3 protein-coding genes and 1 pseudogene are annotated in these 2,914 nt (G+C 70.7%); all 4 read right to left on the minus strand.

The window, feature by feature from the left end; all coding sequences use genetic code 11:
• Window positions 1-200, minus strand: a pseudogene (locus tag G6028_RS14195) (acyl-CoA dehydrogenase); the annotation flags it as partial.
• A gap of 16 nt (window positions 201-216) precedes the next feature.
• Window positions 217-1,386, minus strand: a complete 1,170-nt coding sequence (locus tag G6028_RS14200; protein WP_182659262.1) for an acyl-CoA dehydrogenase family protein — start codon at window positions 1,384-1,386, stop codon at window positions 217-219.
• 4 nt (window positions 1,387-1,390) lie between these two features.
• Window positions 1,391-2,338, minus strand: a complete 948-nt coding sequence (locus tag G6028_RS14205; RefSeq protein ID WP_182659263.1) for an enoyl-CoA hydratase — start codon at window positions 2,336-2,338, stop codon at window positions 1,391-1,393.
• A gap of 115 nt (window positions 2,339-2,453) precedes the next feature.
• A partial coding sequence (locus G6028_RS14210; protein ID WP_182659264.1) for an SDR family oxidoreductase occupies window positions 2,454-2,914 on the minus strand: 461 nt, incomplete at its 5' end.

Raw genomic sequence — 2,914 nt, forward strand, 5'->3', positions numbered from 1 at the left:
GTGGCCCCGGCCCCGCCGGCGTCCTCGTCGATGAGCAGGGCCGCGGCGCCGGTCTCGGCGACCCTGCCCCACACGGTGGTGCCGGGGCCGGTGTCGCCCGCGCTCCAGGCGCGGATGACCGACGGCAGGTCGGACCGTGTCAGCAGCGAGTCGATGCTCGCCGCGAAGTCGGTGATCTCGGGGTCGAGTGCGAATCTCATGGTGCTCCGTGTCCCGTCAGCCGCGCGGAAGGCCGAGGAGGCGCTCGGCGATGATGTTCTTCTGTACCTCGTTGGTGCCGGCGTAGATCGGCCCGGCGAGGGCGAACAGGTATCCGTCCATCCACTGCTCCCCGGCGAGCTCGCCGGCCGTGCCGAGCAGGTCGAGGGCGGTCTCGTGGGTGGCGATGTCCCAGTCCGACCAGAAGACCTTGTTGATCGAGGACTCGAAGCCCAGGTTGGCGCCGCCGGTGAGCGTGGTGACCGTCTTCCAGGTGCTCAGCTCGTAGGCGCGCGAGCCGATCCACGCGTCCACCACCTTGTCGGCCAGGGCGCCCCGGCTGCGCTCGTCCAGGTCCGCCCGGCGGGAACCCCACAGCTCGAGCAGTCGGTCGGTGGTGGCGAGGAACCGCCCCGGGGAGCGCAGGGAGAGCCCGCGCTCGTTGTTGGCGGTGGACATCGCCACCTTCCAGCCCTGGTTGACCTCGCCGATCACGCCGGACTCGGCCGGATCCGCCGGGTCGTCGGGCACGAAGACGTCCTCGAGGAACAGCTCCGCGAAGCCGGGCAGGCCGTCGAGCTGGTCGATCGGACGCACGGTGACGCCCTCGGCCCGCAGGTCGAACATGAAGTAGGTCAGGCCCTTGTGGCGGGGCTCGTCCGGGTCGGTGCGGAACAGCCCGAAGCCCTTGTCGGCGAACGAGGCGCGGGTGGACCACACCTTCTGGCCGCTGAGCAGCCAGCCGCCGTCCACACGCGTAGCCGTCGAGCGCAGCGACGCCAGGTCGGACCCCGCCTCCGGCTCGGACCAGGCCTGCGCCCAGATGTCGTCGGCGCGGGCCATGCGCGGCATGATGTGCGCCAACTGCTCGGGGGTCGCGTGATCGAACAGGGTCGGTGCGAGCAGGAAGATGCCGTTCTGGCTCACCCGCAGGGGTGCGCCCGCGCGGAAGTACTCCTCCTCGAAGACCACCCAGTTGACCAGTCCGCAGTCGCGGCCGCCGAACTCCTCGGGCCACGACACGACCGACATGCGGGCGTCGGCCATCTTTCGCTCCCACTCGCGGTGGGCCTCGAAGCCCTCGCGGGTGTCCATGTGTGGGAGCGGCTCGGACGGCACGTTCGCGGCGAGCCAGTCGCGCACCTCGAGGCGGAACTCCCGTGTCGAGGCGTCCAGATCCAGATCCACGGCGTCAGCCCTTCTGCTCGCCGGTCGGGGCGGGGCCGCCGGTCGAGCCCGTGTTGGCGCTGTCGCGCATCGAGCGCGCGTCCATCCCGCCGAGGGAGGCGGAGAACGAGTCGGTGTCGTCGGGCTCCGCGTTGGCCGAGTGGGCGAACATGTGCCAGCCGAACGCCGTGTCCAGCGAGGTCTGCAGGCCCATCTGGTCCTCGTTCGAATTGATGACCTTCTTGGCCAGGGTCAGGCCGAAGGCGGGCATCGCGGCGATCTCACCGGCGATCTCGTCGACCTTCGCCTGCAGCTCCTCGCGCGGCACGACGTGGTTGAGCATGCCCCAGTCCAGCGCCTCGGCCGCACCGAATCTGCGACCGGTGTAGAGGATCTCCTTGGCACGGCGGGGGCCCAGGACGAAGGCGTGGGCGAAGTACTCGACACCGGGGATCCCCATCTTGACCACGGGGTCGGAGAAGAACGCGTCGTCGGAGGCCACGATGAAGTCGCAGATCCACGCCAGCATCAGGCCGCCGGCGATGCACGCGCCGTGCACCTGGGCGATCATCGGCTTGGGGATCTCGCGCCAGCGGCGACACATCTGGACGTAGACCTCGGTCTCGCGGGCCAGCCGCCGGTCGCCGCCGCCGCGGGTGGTGTGGTCCCACCAGATCGAGGCGCGGTTGGGGTACTCCACGTGGTGGTCGCGCTCGGTGGTGCCGATGTCGTGGCCGGCCGAGAAGTGCTTGCCGTTGGCCCGCAGGACGATCACCTTGACCGCGTCGTCCTCCACGGCCCTGATGAAGGCGTTGTCCAGCGAGTACGTCATGACCGAGTTCTGCGCGTTGCGGAAGTCGGGGCGGTTGAGCGTGACGTAGGCGGTGCCGCCCGTGACCTCGTAGGCGACCGGCTGCGTGTCCGGGCCGAGGTCGTCGACACCGAGGACCGGGGGGATGGGTGCGTCGGTCATGAGCTGGGGATCTCCTTACCTAGCAAGTGCTTGGTTGGTACTGTACCGGACCCGCTCGCCGGATCGGATTCAGACGCCGTCACCACCGCCGTTCAGACGCCGTGGCCTCCGCCGTTCAGACGCCGTAACCACCATCGACGTCGAGCTTCTGGCCGGAGATGAAGCCCGCCCGGTCGGAGGCGAGGAACGCCACGGCCTCGGCGACGTCCACCGCGGTCCCGAACCGTCGCAGCGGGATGTTGCGGCGGGTGACCTCGAGGGCGCGGTCGTCGAGGTCGCCGGAGGAGATGAGCCTCTCGGCCATCCCGTCGGTGAGCATCCCCGGGCCCACGCAGTTCACACGGACCCCGAACCGGCCCTCCTCCGCCGCCAGGCCCCGCACCAGCTGCTCGACCGCGCCCTTGGGGACCGCGGACAGGCCGTCCCGGACCGGGTAGCGGGTGGTGGCGGCGGTGGTGACGACGACGACGGTGCCGCCCACCGCGCGCACATGCGGCAGCGCCGGGTGCACGATCGCGAAGAACCCGGCGGCGTCCGCGTCCAGCTGGGCGCGCAGCTCGGCCGGGCTGGTCCGGG

Origin of the sequence: Dietzia cercidiphylli, from assembly GCF_014145145.1 — a bacterium.
Classification (GTDB): Bacteria; Actinomycetota; Actinomycetes; order Mycobacteriales; family Mycobacteriaceae; genus Dietzia; species Dietzia natronolimnaea.

What these genes read in the sequence shown, in the direction of transcription:
- G6028_RS14205 (WP_182659263.1), bottom strand. Translation starts at nt 2,338, where the DNA reads ATGACCGACGCACCCATCCCCCCGGTCCTCGGTGTCGACGACCTCGGC.